Genomic DNA, 16,032 nt, shown 5'->3' with positions numbered 1-16,032 from the left:
TCAGCCTTTCACGGCGCCGATGATGACGCCCTTCGCGAAGTGCCGCTGGATGAACGGGTAGACCAGCAGCACGGGGACGATCGCGATCACCACGATCGCCATCTTGATCGCCAGGCCGGGCGCCGGGGAGAGCCCGAGCCCGACGCCGGTAGCGACCCCGCCGGCGCCGGTTGGCAGCGGCTGCTGCTGCACGATGTAGGTCCGCAGCACCATCTGCAGCGGCCATTTGCTGTTGTCGTTGATGTAGAGCAGCGCGTTGAAGAACGCGTTCCAGTAGCCGACCGCGTAGAACAGCCCGACGACCGCGACCACGGCCTTCGACAGCGGCAGCACGATCCGGCGCAGGATCGCGAGTTCGCCCGCGCCGTCGATCCGGGCACTGTCGATCAACTCGCCCGGGATGCCCATGAAGAACGCCCGCATCACGATCAGGTTGAACGCCGAGATCGCGGCCGGCAGGATCAGCGACGCGTAGTGGTCGATCAGCCCGAGGGAGTTGACGACCAGATAGCTCGGGATGATGCCCGGCCCGAACAGGAACGTCAGCAGCACCACGAACAGCAGCGGCCGGTGGAACAGCGATCCCGGCCGCGACAGCCCGTACGCCGCGAACACGGTGATCCCCAGGCTGAAGGCGGTCCCGACCGCGGTGATCAGGACGCTGATCAGCAACGCGCGCGTGACCACACCACCGGAGAGCAGTTGCACGTACGCCGCGATGGTCAGATCGCGAGGTACGACGACAAGTCCGCCGGCCTTGGTCACCGCCGCGGTCGTGGACAGGCTGGTGACCACCACGACGTACAACGGGAACGCCACGGCGAGCGAGATCAGCGTCAGCACCACCGGCTTCCCGAGCCGGTCGACGACGGTCGGTTCTTCTTCCCAGACAGCTCGTTCGCTCATGACCGTGAATACACCCCCTGCTCGCCCACCAGGTGCGCGAATCGGTTGGCGGCCAGGACGAGGACCAGGCCGACCACGCCTTTGAAGAGTCCGGCCGCGGCGCCGTACCCGAAGTCGCCGACCAGCAGGCCCTGGTAGTAGACGTAGGTGTCGAGGACCTCCGCGGCGCCGCCTCCGACAGCGCTGCGTTGCAGGATGAACTGCTCGAACCCGACGGTCAGCGCGTCGCCGAGGCGCAGGATCAGCAGCAGCACGATCACCGGACGCAGACCAGGCAAGGTGATGTGCCAGAGCCGGCGCCAACGGTTCGCACCGTCGGCCGCGGCCGCCTCGTACAGCGCCGGGTTGATCGTCGACAGCGCGGCGAGGAACACGATCATCCCCCAGCCGGCGTCCTTCCAGACCGCCTGCGCGGTGACGAGCAGGATGAACGTGTCCGGCTTGGTCATCAGGTCGACGGCCTGGTGACCGTGGTCCCGCAGGGTCTGGGAGAGCAGGCCGGCGCCGCCGATCATCTGCTGGAACAGCGACACGACCAGCACCCAGGAGAAGAAGTGCGGCAGGTAGACAACACCCTGCACGAGGTTGCGGATCTTCGCCGACAGCACGCTGTTCAGCAGCAGGGCCAGTGCGATCGGGACCGGGAAGAAGAACACCAGCTGGACGGCGGTGATCGACAGCGTGTTCGCGACCGCCCGCCAGAACGCAGGCTCGGAGAACATCCGCCCGAAGTTCGAGAACCCGATGAAGTCGCTGCCGCGGATTCCGGCGTACGGCGAATAGTCCTGGAACGCGATCACGTTGCCCAGCGTGGGAAAGTAGTGGAACACCCCGAGCAGCACCGTCACCGGCAGCACCATCACGAGCAACGGCCAGTCCCGCCGGAACCGATGCCGCAGACTCATCCCGCCGGTCCGGGCCGCCCGCACTCCCGTTCCGCGGACGCGCACCCTACCGACCGTTGTCACTGAGAACCTTGGCGTAGAAGTCGCGGCCCTCGTTGCCGCCGTTGTCCTGCCACTGCTGCACCGCGCTCTTGAGCTCGCTGACCGGCCGGCGGCCGCGGAAGATGTCCTGCAGGGCGTCGTCGAACGGCTGGGCGAGCGCGGCCATCTTCGCGGGCTGCTCGACCCGGATCCCGTCGAACAGGTTCTTCTCCCGGAGCTTCGCCGCCGCGTTCTGCCAGGCACTCATCGCCTGGACGTACCCGGGGTACTCGCTCTCGGTGATGGCGGTCGGACGGCCGCCCAGGAAGACGTACGTCTGCGAGACCTCCTTCTGGCCGAGCGCGGTCAGCTTCGGAGCGCCGGACGCCTGCTTCACGTAGTGCTTCCCCTCGACCCCATAGGTGTAGAGCTGGTACTCCTCGGTCCCGAACGGCGCGGCGGTGTAGTTGAGCACCCCGAGCAGTTCCTTGACGCGATCCTGCCCGACGCCCTTCTTCACGAAGGTGAAGATGCCGGCCGGTTCACCGCTCCAGACGATCGGCGTCCCGCCGTCGTGCGCGAACGGAGTCACCGCCTGCGGGTTGTACTTCGGGTTGATCGGCAGTTGCCGCTGCAGCGACTCGTGCCAGCCGCCGAGCCCGTTCTGCCGGATCAGCACCTTGCCGCCCTCGAACAGCGCGTTCTCGTCCGCACCGGCGTTGGCGACGACCTCCGGGTGCACGTACCCCGACTGGAAGAGCTTCCGGACGAAGGCCACTCCGGCCTCGAACTCCGGCGTCTCGATCTTGTTCACCAGCTTGCCGCTGGAGTCCTTGCGCCAGCTTCCCGGTGCCCCGAAGGCCCGGATCACCTCGTCGGACACGCCGCCGTACGCCCACCGGCCGGCCTTGGCATCGGTGAGCTGCTTGCCCAGCGCCAGCAGGTCGTCCGCGCTCTTCGGCGGTTGTGCACCGAGCTCGTCGAAGAGGTCCTTGCGGTAGAACAGCGCCCACGGGAAGCCCTCGGACGGGAACGGCACCGCCTTGAGCTGCGAGTTCCAGACGCCGTACGCCCAGGCGCGGGTCGGCAGGTTGGCCAGCATCGGGTACGCCGAGACCTTGTCGCCGGCCAAGTACGGCGTCAGGTCCTCGAACAGCTTGTCCGCGGCCTGGCCGAACCGGGTCAGGCCGGAGATGTTCCAGCCCGGGATGCAGAGCAGCTCCGGTACGTTGCCGGCGGCAAGGATCGGGCCGAGCTTGTCGCCGTAGTCGTTGCCGTTCAGGATGTTGAACCGGATCGGCGCCCCGATCCGCTCGTTGTTCGCGTCGAAGTAGGAGTTCTTCCCGAGGCCGGGCGGCAGCGGGCTCCACAGCGGCGTCATCGCCGACACTTCCTTGCCGCTCGGCACCATCTTGTCCGCGACGGCGCGCTTCAGCTCGTCCGGATAGTGCGAGAAGCCGGGCGAGGCGCCGTTCTCGCCGGGCAGGTCCGGCTTCACCGACTCGTACGGGACGTACTTGGGCAGCAGGCCGGACAGTTTGTCCTCGGTCTCGGCCCGGCCGCTGGTCCCTGATCCCGAGCCGCCGCCGGAGCAGCCGGTGAGCGTGACACCGCCGGCCGCCACCGCGCCGGCGCCGAGCAGGGAGAGGAAGGTCCGGCGGCGAGGGCCGCCGATCGCTGGTCCGGTCACGTCGCATCCCCTAGACTTAGTTGGGCTGGTAGCCAAACAAATTAACGCAGAGCCGACAGCGCGGCAAGGTGTAGAACTGACCCAGGCCGCGGTTCGGCGGCACAGCTCGCGACGGGACGGACCTTGACCACACAGACCGCGGACCACACCCACATCCGCGCGACCAACCTGGCCGCGGTGCTGGGCCACCTGCGCCGCGAGGCCCCCTGCTCGCGGGCCGCGATCGCGACCGGGACCGGCCTCAACAAGGCCACGGTGACCAGCATCGTCGGCGACCTGCTCGACCGCCGGCTGGTCCGCGAGACCCAGCAGACGCAGAACCATGTCGGCCGGCCGGCGACCCTGCTCGTGCTCGAGGGCTCGGCGTACGCGACGATCGGGCTCGAGGTGAGCGCCCGCGGACTCACGGTCCTCAGCTGCGACACGGCAGGCGACCAGGTACTGCGCTGGCACCGCGCCGGACCGGGCATCGACGCCGGGCCGGCCAGGACGATCGCCGCCGTCGCCGCCCTGACCCGCCGGGCGATCGCCGCCGTGCAGGCGTCCGGCCGGCAGGTCCTCGGGATCACCGCCGGGGTGCCCGGCCTGGTGAACCGCGACGGAGCCGTGATCCTGGCCGCCGCCCTGGGGTGGCGAGATGTGCCGATGCGCGCGGAGCTCGTGGCGGCCCTCGGCCGACCGGACATCCCGGTGACAGTCGACAACGACGCAACCCTGGGTGCACTGGCCGAGCATCTCTACGGCCCGCTGGCCGGCACGGCGAACCTGATCCGGCTCACCGGCGACACCGGCGTCGGCGCGGGCATCATCGCCGACGGCAAGCCACTCGCCGGCCATCTCGGGTACGTCGGGGAGATCGGCCATCTGCGCCTGGTCCCGGACGGTCCCCGCTGTGGTTGCGGCCGGCGCGGCTGCCTCGAGGCGCTGGCCGGTCTGCCGGCGATCCTGGCGTCGTACCAGGCGCGGACGGGCGGCCCGGCCGACAGCGACCCACAGGTCCAGCTCGAGGAGCTGATCCGGCACGCCGACGCCCAGGACACTGCGGCGACGCAGACTCTCGCCGAGGCCGGCACCCACCTCGGGAACGGCGTCGCCGCTCTGGTCAACCTGCTCAACCCCGAGGTCGTCCTGCTCGGCGGCGCCTACGCCCTGCTCGCCGACCACCTCACCCCGGCGATCGACAAGGCCCTCCGCGAAGCGACCGTCGCGCCCGACGCCGGGGGCTGCACCGTCGCCGCATCCACCCTCCCCGACACCGCCACTCCCCTGGGCGCCACCGCCCAGGCCTTCACCCCACTCACCCAGGGCCAACTCCCGGCCCGCTGACCTCACCCGAGGCGTACCGAAGAACGGGTCGTGGTCAGCCCCCGGCCGCACCCTCACGTGCACCTCCGCGCAGCCGCGAGGCATTCGGCACCACCTTCCCCACCACAACCCGTCCGTCGGTACGCGCCAGCTGTTGGTAAGCGCATGCCGGAGGCGGCGGTCGAGGTCTTGACCGTTGGCGCGCGGGATGCCACTCTCTGTTCACGCCCGACTGTCGAAGCGCTTCGATCATTTGTAGTTCGACTATCAGTCGAAGCGCTTCGACACCAGCCCGTGGAGTCGATCGCCGATGAGCACTCCAGCCCTGTTACCCCCGTACCGCGACCCGGCCCGGCCGACCGGCGAGCGGGTCGACGACCTGCTCGCCCGCCTCACCATGGACGAGAAGGTCGCATTGCTGCACCAGTACCAGCCGCCGGTCCCCCGGCTCGGCCTGGACGCGTTCCGCACCGGCACCGAGGCGCTGCACGGCGTCGCCTGGCTCGGTCCGGCGACGGTTTTCCCCCAGGCGATCGGTCTTGCCACCAGTTGGAGTCCCGACCTGGTCAAGGCCGTCGGGGCCGCGGTCGGCGACGAGGTCCGGGTCTTCCATCAGAAGGACCCGGCCGGTGTCGGCCTGAACGTCTGGGCCCCGGTGGTCAACCCGCTCCGCGACCCGCGCTGGGGCCGCAACGAGGAGGGGTACGCGGAGGATCCCTGGCTGACCGGTCTCATCGCCACCGCGTACGGACACGGTCTGGCCGGCGACGACCCGGCGTACCTGAAGACCGCTCCGACCCTCAAGCACTTCCTTGCCTACAACAACGAGACCGACCGCTGCACGACGTCGAGCAACCTGCCGCCGCGGGTGCTCCACGAGTACGAGCTGCCCGCGTTCCGCGCCCCGATCGAATCCGGCGCGGCGGTCGGGGTGATGCCGTCGTACAACCTGGTGAACGGGCTGCCCGCCCACCTTAGTCCGCTGATCAACGACGTACTCCGCACCTGGACCACCGACGAACTGCTGGTGGTCAGCGACGCGTACGCGCCCGGCAATCTCTTCGGGCTACAGCAGTTCCTGCCCGACGGCCCGACCGCGTACGCCGCCGCGCTGAAGGCCGGCGTGGACAGCTTCACCCAGGACGGCGCCGACTCCACGCCGACCGTCGACCGGCTCCACGAGGCGCTCGAGCGCGGCCTGATCGCGGCGTCCGACATCGACACCGCCGTCCGGCGGGTGCTCGCGATCCGCATCCGGCTCGGCGAGTTCCTCCCATCTGAGCTCGACCCGTCGCGTGATCTCGAGCCCGAGCTGGTCAACTGCCCGGCGCATCGCGAGCTGGCCCAGGATGCGGCCCGCCAGGCGATCGTGCTGCTGAAGTACGAGGACGAGGTGCTGCCGCTCGCACCGGCGACGATCGAACGGATCGCCGTCGTCGGGCCACTCGCCGGCGCTCTCCGGGAGGACTGGTACGCCGGCACACTCCCGTACCAGATCACCGCGCTGGACGGCATCGTCGAGCGACTCGGCCAGGAGCGCGTCGAGTACTGCGAGGGCGTCGACCGGATCACCCTGCGGATCGCGGGTTCCTCGTCGTACCTCGCCGTCGGTCCGGACGCTGTGCTGCGAGCCGACCGGGAGGCGGGCAGGTTCGACCTGTTCGACTGGGGTGGCAATGCGGTCGCGCTGCGCTCGGTCGGGAACGGGCAGCACCTGAGCGTGAGTGACGCCGGCGAACTCGTCGCGGACCAGCCCGGCCCGAACGGCTGGGAGGTCAAGCAGACGTTCAGGTTCGTGCGCCTCGCCGGTACGGTGCTGATCCAGCACCTGCACAGTGACCGCTACCTCCGGGTCGACGCTTCGGGCGCGGTCGGTCTCGCCGATCAGGCAACCGCCTTCGAGCTCGAGGTCGTCGTCGACGGCGCGGCCCAAGCGGTCGCACTCGCAGCGCGCGCCGACGTAGCGATCGTTGTCGCTGGCAACCATCCACTGGTGAACGGGCGCGAGACCGAGGACCGGGACAGCCTCGATCTGCCTGCGGCCCAGGACCGGCTGATCCGGCAGGTGCACGCGGCGAACGCGCGCACGGTCCTGGTGCTGAGCAGTAGCTACCCGTTTGCGATCGGCTGGGCCCAGGAGCGGCTGCCGGCGATCTTGTGGTCGGCGCACGGCGGCCAGGAGTACGGTCGCGCGCTCGCCGACGTACTCTTCGGCGACCAGGATCCAGCCGGACGCCTGACCCAGACCTGGTACGACTCCGCCGCGGACCTGCCCGACCTGCTCGACTACGACATCATCTCCACGGACGCGACGTACCTCTACTACCGCGGCACACCGCTGTATCCGTTCGGCCACGGCCTCAGCTACACGACGTTCAGGTACGGCGATCTGCGGCTGAGCGCACCGTCGATCCCGGTGGACGGAGAGGTCCGGGTCGCGTTCAGCGTCACCAACACCGGCGATCGTCCGGGCACCGAGGTGGCCCAGCTCTACACGCGCCAGCAGCGATCGCGGGTCAAGCAACCGCTGCGGCAGCTGCGCGGCTTCCGCCGGGTCACGCTTGAGCCTGGCGAGACCGAGGAGGTCGAGCTGACCATCGCCGCGGCCGACCTCAGCTTCTGGGACGTGACCCGGGACCGCCGCTGCGTCGAGGCGGCCCGCCATACGATCATGGTCGGCCGGTCCAGTACGGACCCACACCTGACCGCCGTACTCGAGGTACGTGGTGAACAGATCCCGCCCCGAACGTCCGGCCGCCTCGCCGCGACCAGCTTCGACGAGTACTGCGCAGTCACGCTGACGAGCGGTGACGCAGTGATAGCGCTGGAACTCCAAGCCTGGCTGGCCTTCGACGACACCGTACTGTCCGCGGACACCTGTACGGCACAGGCAGCCAACCACGGAATCGCGGCCGCAACGATCGAGCTCCGCGCAGAGGATCCCCTGCACGGCAAACTCCTCGCCACCCTGCACGTACCGCCCACTGACCAGCTAGTCCCGATCACCGGCGACCTGCAGCCGGATGGGACGCCAGAGACGCTCTACGTCGTCTTCTCCGCGGGTGGGGTCGTGCTCGAGGGGCTGACGACTGATCGGGGCTGACTCTCCCGCCAATCCAGGTAGGCGACCAGGGTGGCGTCGGCTCGCAGCCGGGACAGGCTGCGGGTGTGCAGTTCGGCGTCGCGCCGGCTGAGCTCGGCGCCGACCCGTTCCGGGCGGCCGTCGCTCGAGGAGTGCATCTCGTCGAGTGCGGCGCGGATGATCGTCATCGAGAAGTTCCCCTCGCGCAAGAGGCGCACGAGGTGGGCGTCGCGGGCGGCTGCCACGTCGTACCGCCGGTAACCGGTCGTTCGTTCGCGGACCGGTCGCACGAGTCCGGAGCGTTCCCAGAACCGCAGCGCCGACGTACGGACGCCCAGCAGGTTCGCGAGCTGGCCGATCCGCAGCGCGGCGTCTTGCCGGGCGATCTGCTCGAGCGCGGCCGCCATCCGCGGATCGGCGTCGAGGGGATGCGTGACGACGACCTCGAAGGCGTGCAGGGCCTGCTGGATGCGTTCGCGTTCCCGGTCCAGCGCAGCGTGCGCATGGTCGATGCTCGCCACCGCTGTCCGCAGGTCGTCGCGGTGCACGGCCGCCAGGATGGTCGCGGCGGCGTCCCACCCGTACGCCCGGACGAGCACCCGCGCCGCCGCCAGCGCCTGCCGATGCGACTCGTCGAACTGGCGGTAGCCGGCCGCCGAACGGGTTGCCAGCGGCAACAACCCGGCCTGCTCGTAGTTCCGTACCTGCTGGACCGAGATCCCGGCCTCCCGGGCCAGCGTCACGCCGCGCACACTCCTTGACGCACTGCTTGAGGGTTTTGCCACGTCGCTCCTCACCTGTTCCGCGGCCAACACTCCAGCCGTACTTCAACGATAAACTTTAATCATGAATGCCGTCGAAGTGGACCATCTGTCGATGACCTACCGCGTCCCGGTGCGCGACGGCGGACTGCTCGCCGCAACCCGGGCAGTGGTCCGGCGGCAGCACCGCGACGTCCGCGCGGTCCGTGACCTCAGCTTCGGCATCCCGGCCGGACAGGTCGTCGGCTTCCTCGGCCGCAACGGCGCCGGCAAGACGACCACGCTGAAGATCCTGGCCGGCATCCTGCACCCGACCGGCGGCGCCGTCCGGGTCCTCGGCGAGATCCCGTGGCGACGGCACAACCACTACCTGCGCGAGATCGCGCTGATCCGCGGCAGCCAGCCGATCGGCGATGCACCGGAGCTGACCGTCATGGACTCGTTCCACTACCAGCAAGTGCTCTACGACGTCGATGACGTCGACTTCAAGCGCAACCTGGCCGAGCTGAGCGAGCTCCTCGAGCTCGACGACATCCTGCAGCGACAGGTCCGCGCGCTGAGTCTCGGCGAGCGGATGCGGGCCGGCCTGGCGCTCGCGCTCGTGTACCGGCCGAAGGTGCTGTTCCTCGACGAGCCCACGATCGGGCTCGACGTCTCCGCCGCGAGGACCATCCGGACCTTCATCGCCGAGTACTCCGCCCGGACCGGCGCGACCGTACTGCTCACCAGCCACGCCATGGCCGACGTCGAATCCCTGTGTCCACGGCTGATCCTGGTGGACGACGGCGCGCTCGCCTTCGACGGTCGACGCGATGAACTCGGCTCGCTCTTCGCGCCGGCCAAGCTGATCCGGGTGACGGTGGCCGACAACGATCCGGACCTGACACCGTACGGCGAGGTGCTGCAGGGCGACGGGCATCAGTACCTGCTCCGGGTCGGGCGCGATGCGGTACCGGCGACGACCGCCGAACTGCTGGCCCGGTTCGCGGTCGCGGACCTGTCGGTCGAGGAGCCGTCGCTCGAAAGCGTGATGGACCAGGCGTACCGAAGCCTCCGGGGCCCGAAGGACCTGGCCTCGTGAGCCGCATCCTCCGCCTGGTGCGGCTGGAGATCTGGCGGCAGGTCATCGGCTGGTCGGGAGCGTGGTGGTTCCTCGTCACGCTGGTCCTGGGCCAGGCGGTCGCGCCGCTGCTGGGTCTGTTCCTGTGGCGGCACGTCCCCGGAGCAGGGCCCGACATCGGCAGCTACTACCTCGCCGTCATCTGTGTGGCGCTGCTGACGGCCTCGTTCGAGAACCACACATTCGCGCAGGCGATCTACAACGGCTCGGTCGCCGCGGTGCTCCTGCGGCCACAGCCGGCCGTCATCGGTCCGCTCGGTGAGAACCTGGCGATCCGCTTCTGGATGTTCCTGCTCGGGCTCCCGCTGCTCGCCGCGGTCGGGTTCACCGCCGGCGTACGTTTTGCGCCGTCGGCGATTCTGTCCGCCGTACCGGCGCTGATGCTCGCCGCCGTACTGCACTTCCTGTTCGTCTGGACGCTGGCGATGGCGGCCTTCTGGACCGAGCAGGTCCACGCGGTAGTTGCCTTCGGCACCGTACTGGTCTTCCTGCTCGGCGGTTCCGCGGCGCCGAACGCGCTGCTCCCCGACCCGTGGCGAACGATCGCGCAGGTACTGCCGTTCCGGTCGATGCTCGGCTTTCCCGCCGAGCTGGCCACCGGTGCTTTGACGCCCGCCGCGGCCTCAGCCGGGTATGCGGTCTCTGTCGCGTGGACAGTGATCCTGGGCAGCTGCGCCGTCGGTGCCTGGCGGCTCGGCGTACGCCGCTACAGCACAGTGGGGGCCTGATGCGATCTGCACGATTGTTCGGTACGGCGTTCTCGTTGTCGCTCCGCCGCGCGCTGGCGTACCGAACCAACCTGTTCTTCGACGCGTTGCTCGCACTGCTCGAGCTGACCGCGTCGGTCGCGGCCATCGGCATCGTCTTCTCCCGTACCGGGTTGCTCGCGGGATGGACCGTCGGGCAGATGCTGACGCTCACCGGTACGTACGCGTTCATCACCGGTCTGCGGGCGACGTTTCTGGATCCGAGCCTGTCAGGCTTCGCCGACCAGCTCCGCGACGGCCGGCTCGATGCGTATCTGCTCCGGCCGGCGAGCAGTGTCGTCCTCGCGACCTGTACGCGGCACGCGCCACTCGCCTTGGTACAAAGCCTGCTCGGCGTCGGTGTTGTTGCCTTCGGGCTTCACGAGCTGGGAACGGTACCGTCGCCGGCCGCGGTGGTTGGATGGGCGTTCCTCACCCTGGTCGGGCTACTGATCGGCTGGGCCACGTCGGTCGGCCTGGCTGCACTGGCGTTCTGGGCCCCGCGGCTCAGCCTCGGCGTACTGCACGGCGCCGGCTGGGAGGCGGGCCGCTATCCCGTCGACATCTACGGACCGCGGCTCCGGCGCCTGCTGACGTTCGTGTTCCCCGTCGCGGCTTTGACGACGTGGCCTGCTCTGACGCTCACGCGGGGACCTGACGCCGGCATCCTGATCGCGGCCGTCCTGCTCGCGGCAGGCTTCACGACCGCAACGCTGCTCCTGTGGCGGTTGGGAGTGCGGCGCTATACCGGTGCCACCTCGTAGTCTCAGCAGATCGTGACCGTGTAGTTCTCGCAGGAGCCTTCGATCACGCGGGAGCGCACCTCGCCGTTGCGGTACGTGAGTTCGATGACGGCAGCGACCTCGCCGTCCGGGCCTGGGAGAGTGACGGTCCGGTCCTCTGAGGGCTGGAACCACCGGAGCTCGACGCCCTCCGACCAGTCGTACTCGGGCCGGTCGTCCACGGCTCCGACCGGGATGACCGCTCCTTCGCGAACCAGCAGCGGAACGCTGTCGAAACCGTGGGTCTGGGTCAGCCAGCGCGAGCCTTCGAACACCTCGCCGGTCAGGAAGGAGGTCCAACGGCCTGCGGGAAGGTAGAACGACACCTCGCCGTCGGCGCTCATCACCGGAGCCACCAGGAGGTCCGGGCCGAGGAGGTACTGCCGGTCCAGGTGGGCGGTCGCCGGGTCGTCCGGGAATTCGAGGATCATCGGGCGCATCATCGGCACGCCGTCGCGGTGCGCCTCCTCGGCGGCGGTCACCAGGTACGGCATCAGCGACAGCTTCAGCTTGGTGAACGTGCGCAGAACGTCGACCGCTTCGTCGTCGAACGCCCACGGCACCCGGTACGACGAGGAGCCGTGCAGGCGGGAGTGCGACGACAGCAGCCCGAACGCCACCCAGCGCTTGAAGATCGCCGGATCGGGCGTGCCCTCGAACCCGCCGATGTCGTGGCTCCAATAGCCGAAGCCAGAGGCCGCCAGCGACAGCCCGCCACGCAACGATTCCGCCATCGCCTCGAACGTCGACTCGCAGTCGCCGCCCCAGTGCACCGGGAACTGCTGGCCGCCGGCCGTGGCGGAGCGCGCGAACAGTACGGCCTCGCCCTCACCGCGATTCTCCTCGAGCAGACCGAACACCGCCGCGTTGTAGAGCTGTGCGTAGTAGTTGTGCATCCGCGCCGGGTCCGAACCGTCGAACCAGGCGACGTCGGTCGGGATGCGTTCGCCGAAGTCGGTCTTGAAGCAGTCGACACCGATGTCGATCAGCGCCTGCAACTTCGAACGGAACCACGCGGTCGCGTCCGGGTTGCTGAAGTCGACGATCGCCATCCCGGCCTGCCACAGGTCCCACTGCCAGACCGATCCGTCGGGCCGCTTGAGCAGGTACCCGAGCCGGCGGCCCTCTTCGAAGAGCACCGAGCGCTGGGCGATGTACGGGTTGATCCACAGGCTGATCCGCAGACCGCGCTCCTTCAGCCGCCGGACCATCCCGGCCGGGTCCGGGAACGCGACCGGGTCCCACACGAAGTCGCACCAGTTGAACTGCCGCATCCAGAAGCAGTCGAAGTGGAAGACGCTCAACGGCAGGTCGCGCGCCGCCATCCCGTCGACGAACGAGGTGGTCGTCTGCTCGGTGTAGTCGGTGGTGAACGAGGTCGACAGCCACAACCCCATCGACCATGCCGGCACGCGCGCCGGTCGGCCGGTGAGCGCGGTGTAGCGCCGCAGGACGTCCTTCGGGGACGGGCCGGCGAACACGTAGTACGCCAGCTCCTCGCCCTCGACGCTGAACTGGTTGCGGGAGGTGACCTCCGAACCGATCTCGAACGAGACCATTGCAGGATTGTCGACAAGTACGCCGTAGCCCCTGCTGCTCAGGAAGAACGGCACGTTCTTGTACGCCTGCTCGCTCGACGTCCCACCGTCGGCATTCCAACTGTCGACAATCTGACCATTCTTGACCAGTGGACCGAAGCGTTCGCCGAGACCGTAGATCGTCTCGCCGACGCCGAGCGCGAGCTGCTCGTGGACGTACCGGTTGCCGTCGGCATCGGTGATCAGACCGACGCTGCGCTCCCCCGAGTTCGTCAGCGGGCGGCCGTCCTGCTCGAAGCGGACGTCCCACGACCCGTCCAGCCCGATCACCACGCTGAGCTCACCCGACGTCAGCCGTGCCTCGGCGGGCCCGACGTCCACCTTCACCGGATGTTGGTCGCCGGTGTTCAGCCGGTACGCCGGACGCGCGGGCGCGGCACCGTGGTGGTGCGAGATCCGGACGCCGATCACGCCGCGGGCCGGCGAGCTGAACGTGACCGTGAACAGCGGCTGGTTGAGCGTGTCGCCGCGGCGCTCGATCCGCCGGGCCGGCGCGTACACGGTCAGCTCCCGGTCACCGGCCTCGACGCTCTCGACCGCGGCCGGCCGCAGGCGGGTCAGTCCCGGGCGCAACTGCCAGTACCCGTCGGTGAACTTCATCGTTTGACCGGCCTCCTGATGCTTGTCGAAGCGCTTCGACAAGACGCTAGGCGGCGGCGCCGGGCGCGTCAATCCGGGGCCCTCTCAGCGGACTCTCAGCGGGTTGCGGTGACACTGTCTGGATGCGAGTGCTGATGGTCGAGGACGAACTGCGGCTGGCCGACACCGTTCACCGCGGGCTGACCGACTCCGGCTTCGTGGTCGAGTTGGTGCACGACGGCGAGAACGCCGTCTGGGCGGCGACCGAGCACAGCTACGACGTGATCGTGCTGGACATCATGCTCCCGAAGCTGAACGGCTACCGCGTACTGGAGCTGCTCCGGGCGCGCGGGATCTGGACGCCGGTACTGATGCTGACCGCGAAGGACGGCGAGTACGACCAGACCGACGCGTTCGATCTGGGCGCCGACGACTACCTGACGAAGCCGTTCAGCTTCCTGGTCCTGGTCGCGCGGCTGCGGGCGCTGATCCGGCGCGGCGGCCCCGAGCGTCCCGTCGTCCTGATGGCCGGCGACCTGTCGCTGGACGTGGCGCGCCGGCGGGTGGAGCGCAACGGGCGGGAGATCACGCTGACGCCGCGGGAGTACGGGCTGCTGGAGTTCCTGATGCGGCACCGCGGCGACACGGTCAGCAAGACCGAGATCCTCGCGAACGTCTGGGACCCGGCCTTCGACGGCGACCCGAACGTGGTCGAGGTGTACGTGCGCTACCTGCGCAAGAAGATCGACACCCCGTACGCCCGGCACGCGATCGAGACCATCCGCGGGATGGGCTACCGGCTGAACCCCGAGGGCGGCTGAGAACGCTCTGAGACCGGACCTGCGAAACTGGCCGGGTGAGCACGGTCGTGCGACGTCGCGTTGACGGGTGGTACCGGACCGCCGGCGGCCTTCGGCAGGCCAGTGTGCGGAGCCGGTCGACCGCTGCCGCCGTGATCGTGGTCGCCGTCGCCCTCCTGCTCGGCTCCGCTGCCCTGCTGCTGCTCCTGCAGCGCGCGCTGATCACCGAGGTGTCCGACGCCGCCGAGGGCCGGGTCGCCGACGTCGCACGCCAGGTCAGTACGAAAGGAACGCAGGGACTCGGCGCGGACCTGGCCAACACCACGCGCGCCAGCCAGCTCATCCAGGTGCTCGACCCGGCCGGCAAGATCGTGGCGGCGTCGTCGTCGCGGGTCGACAACACACCGCTGACCGACCTCCGCCCGCCGGCCGGTGCGCTGATGCGCGCCCAGGTCGGCGAGATGCCGTTGATCGACGACGACCACTCGTTCCTGATCGTCGCCCAGGGCGCGTCGTACGGCGGACAGACGTACACCGTCGTGGTCGCGTCGTCGGTGCAGACCCAGCGGCAGACGGTCGCGACCGTGACGAAGTACCTGATCATCGGTCTGCCGGTGCTGCTGATCGTGGTCGGTATCGCCGGGTGGCTGATGATCGGGCAGGCGCTCCGGCCGGTCGAACGGATCCGCACCCGCGTCCAGGGCATTGGCACCCGGGACCTGACCGAACGAGTCCCGGTCCCGGAGACAAGGGACGAGCTCGCGCGGCTGGCCGTCACGATGAACGAGATGCTCGACCGGCTCGAGACCGGCCAGGCGACCCAGCGCGCGTTCGTCGCGGATGCCAGTCACGAGCTGCGCTCACCACTGGCCACCCTGACCGCCGCGCTGGAGGTGATCGAGGCGGACACCACCGGGCGGGCCTGGCGCGACCTGCGGCAGGTGATGGGGACCGAGACCGACCGGATGCGGCAACTGGTCGAGGACCTGCTGCTGCTCGCGAAGGCCGACGACACCGGGATCCGGATGCGGCAGACCGACGTGGACCTGGACGACCTCGTCGAGGCTGAGGTCAAACGACTGCGCAGCTCGAAGCCCGAGCTGACCGTCGACAGCGACGTCCACCCGGTCCGGGTGATCGGCGATCCGGCCCGGCTGAGTCAGGTGCTGCGCAACCTGGTCGACAACGCCGCCCGCGCCGCGCACACCACGGTCCGGCTGACCACGGCCGAGCAGGACGGTTCCGCGATCATCACGGTCTCCGACGACGGCGACGGCATCCCCGAGGCCGACCGGCAGCGCGTCTTCGAACGCTTCGTCCGCCTCGACACCAGCCGCTCCCGCGCCAGCGGCGGCTCCGGCCTAGGCCTCTCCATAGCCCGCGAAATCACCCGAGCCCACCACGGCACCATCACCCTCACCCCAACCCCCACCGGCGGCACCACCGCCACAGTAACCCTCCCCACCTGACCCCACGCCCCGCACAACCCACACACCCACACACCCGCGCAACCCGCGCAACCCGCGCAACCCACCCACCCCGCACACCCGCGCAACCCACCCACCCCGCACAACCTGCGCAACCGGCACACCCCGCGCAACCCAGGCCTCGGCAGCGGGCGCCCAGTCCGCAAACCCACCATCTCAGCGGTCAACCTCTCAGCTGGTGGGTTGTCCTCTTGGCATACCGGGTGCCAACCCACCACCTCAGAGGTTGACCGCTCAGGTGGTGACCACA

12 protein-coding genes are annotated in these 16,032 nt (G+C 69.4%); 7 read left to right on the top strand and 5 right to left on the bottom strand.

Annotated features, from left to right (window positions below; genetic code table 11):
• The 3 genes from ACGFI6_RS36405 to ACGFI6_RS36395 are packed head-to-tail and all read right to left on the bottom strand — an operon-like array spanning nucleotide 1 to nucleotide 3,522.
• Nucleotides 1-906, bottom strand: a complete 906-nt coding sequence (locus ACGFI6_RS36405) for a carbohydrate ABC transporter permease (RefSeq protein ID WP_393126894.1) — start codon at nucleotides 904-906, stop codon at nucleotides 1-3.
• The gene (locus ACGFI6_RS36400) at nucleotides 903-1,874 is read right to left on the bottom strand and encodes an ABC transporter permease (RefSeq protein ID WP_393126893.1); all 972 of its coding nucleotides are present in this window, start codon (nucleotides 1,872-1,874) and stop codon (nucleotides 903-905) included. Before ACGFI6_RS36400 ends, ACGFI6_RS36405 begins: the two co-directional genes overlap by 4 nt.
• On the bottom strand, nucleotides 1,858-3,522 hold the full coding sequence (locus tag ACGFI6_RS36395; RefSeq protein ID WP_393126892.1) for an extracellular solute-binding protein: 1,665 nt from the start codon (nucleotides 3,520-3,522) through the stop codon (nucleotides 1,858-1,860). Before ACGFI6_RS36395 ends, ACGFI6_RS36400 begins: the two co-directional genes overlap by 17 nt.
• 123 nt (nucleotides 3,523-3,645) lie before the next feature.
• Between ACGFI6_RS36395 and ACGFI6_RS36390 the strand changes: the two genes are divergently transcribed.
• Both ACGFI6_RS36390 and ACGFI6_RS36385 read left to right on the top strand, forming a co-directional pair.
• A complete protein-coding gene (locus ACGFI6_RS36390) occupies nucleotides 3,646-4,848 on the top strand; it encodes an ROK family protein (RefSeq protein WP_393126890.1) in 1,203 nt (400 codons plus the stop codon).
• Nucleotides 4,849-5,137: 289 nt separating this feature from the next.
• Nucleotides 5,138-7,930 (top strand): glycoside hydrolase family 3 C-terminal domain-containing protein, encoded by a 2,793-nt coding sequence (locus tag ACGFI6_RS36385; protein ID WP_393126888.1) that lies wholly within the window; start codon nucleotides 5,138-5,140, stop codon nucleotides 7,928-7,930.
• Here the strand turns inward: ACGFI6_RS36385 and ACGFI6_RS36380 are convergent.
• Nucleotides 7,870-8,652, bottom strand: coding sequence for a MerR family transcriptional regulator (locus ACGFI6_RS36380; protein ID WP_393126886.1), 783 nt, complete (start codon nucleotides 8,650-8,652; stop codon nucleotides 7,870-7,872). The genes ACGFI6_RS36385 and ACGFI6_RS36380 overlap by 61 nt on opposite strands.
• A gap of 103 nt (nucleotides 8,653-8,755) precedes the next feature.
• Between ACGFI6_RS36380 and ACGFI6_RS36375 the strand changes: the two genes are divergently transcribed.
• Genes ACGFI6_RS36375 through ACGFI6_RS36365 form a run of 3 tightly spaced genes read left to right on the top strand, consistent with a single transcriptional unit; the run spans nucleotide 8,756 to nucleotide 11,300 of the window.
• A complete protein-coding gene (locus tag ACGFI6_RS36375; RefSeq protein ID WP_393126884.1) occupies nucleotides 8,756-9,751 on the top strand; it encodes an ATP-binding cassette domain-containing protein in 996 nt (331 codons plus the stop codon).
• A complete protein-coding gene (locus ACGFI6_RS36370) occupies nucleotides 9,748-10,518 on the top strand; it encodes an ABC-2 family transporter protein (protein ID WP_393126882.1) in 771 nt (256 codons plus the stop codon). The genes ACGFI6_RS36375 and ACGFI6_RS36370 overlap by 4 nt, the downstream gene beginning before the upstream one ends.
• On the top strand, nucleotides 10,518-11,300 hold the full coding sequence (locus ACGFI6_RS36365) for an ABC transporter permease (protein ID WP_393126880.1): 783 nt from the start codon (nucleotides 10,518-10,520) through the stop codon (nucleotides 11,298-11,300). Before ACGFI6_RS36370 ends, ACGFI6_RS36365 begins: the two co-directional genes overlap by 1 nt.
• A gap of 2 nt (nucleotides 11,301-11,302) precedes the next feature.
• Here ACGFI6_RS36365 and yicI read toward each other — a convergent pair whose 3' ends face one another.
• Nucleotides 11,303-13,516, bottom strand: a complete 2,214-nt coding sequence (gene yicI, locus ACGFI6_RS36360; protein WP_393126878.1) for an alpha-xylosidase — start codon at nucleotides 13,514-13,516, stop codon at nucleotides 11,303-11,305.
• 122 nt (nucleotides 13,517-13,638) lie between these two features.
• Here yicI and ACGFI6_RS36355 point away from each other — a divergent pair, with 122 nt between their 5' ends.
• Nucleotides 13,639-14,316, top strand: a complete 678-nt coding sequence (locus tag ACGFI6_RS36355; RefSeq protein WP_393126876.1) for a response regulator transcription factor — start codon at nucleotides 13,639-13,641, stop codon at nucleotides 14,314-14,316.
• A gap of 419 nt (nucleotides 14,317-14,735) precedes the next feature.
• Entirely contained in the window at nucleotides 14,736-15,764 is a 1,029-nt protein-coding gene (locus ACGFI6_RS36350; protein WP_393126995.1) for a sensor histidine kinase, read from the top strand.
• The last annotated feature ends 268 nt before the right edge of the window (nucleotides 15,765-16,032 follow it).

This window comes from Kribbella sp. NPDC048928 (genome assembly GCF_043197975.1).
Lineage (GTDB): Bacteria > Actinomycetota > Actinomycetes > Propionibacteriales > Kribbellaceae > Kribbella.
The sequence above is the reverse complement of the archived record's forward strand: the minus strand, read 5'-3'. Positions and strand labels throughout refer to the sequence as shown.